Annotated in this window: 2 protein-coding genes; both read left to right on the forward strand. The window is 48.5% G+C overall.

Annotation, left to right across the window (positions count from 1 at the left end):
- Positions 1 to 192 (forward strand): aldehyde dehydrogenase family protein (locus K5Q99_RS22025; protein WP_220778145.1); only part of this gene is annotated, 192 nt, incomplete at its 5' end.
- A 31-nt stretch (positions 193 to 223) separates the two neighbouring features.
- A partial coding sequence (locus K5Q99_RS22030) for an aminotransferase class III-fold pyridoxal phosphate-dependent enzyme (protein WP_220778146.1) occupies positions 224 to 468 on the forward strand: 245 nt, incomplete at its 3' end.

A 468-nucleotide genomic window follows, 5' to 3' on the forward strand; every position in this document is an offset into this window, starting at 1 on the left:
ATTGGTCGTATCTTCCGCGTCGGAGAGGGGCTTGAGTTTGGCATGGTCGGGGTCAATGAGGGGATCATCTCTAATGCGGCGGCACCTTTTGGCGGGGTGAAGCAGTCGGGTAATGGCCGCGAAGGTTCTAAATATGGGCTAGATGACTACTTAGAGATTAAGTATTTGTGTCTTGGTGGGTTAGATAAATAACAACGACTTTAGTTGAGTAAAGGATAAGTAGATGAACAACGCGAATTTACAGGCTCGTAAAGTGAACGCCATAGCAAGGGGCCAAGGCAACGCCTATCCCGTTTATGTTGAGCGGGCGAAAAATGCTGAGCTATGGGACGTTGAAGGAAACCGTTTTATCGATTTTGGTACCGGGATTGCCGTCTGTAACACAGGTCATAGCCATCCCAAAGTTGTCGCCGCGGTCAAGGCGCAACTGGATAACTTTAGCCATACCTGTGTCATGGTAAACCCTTA

Origin of the sequence: Shewanella hafniensis, from assembly GCF_019655335.1 — a bacterium.
GTDB classification, from domain to species: domain Bacteria; phylum Pseudomonadota; class Gammaproteobacteria; order Enterobacterales; family Shewanellaceae; genus Shewanella; species Shewanella hafniensis.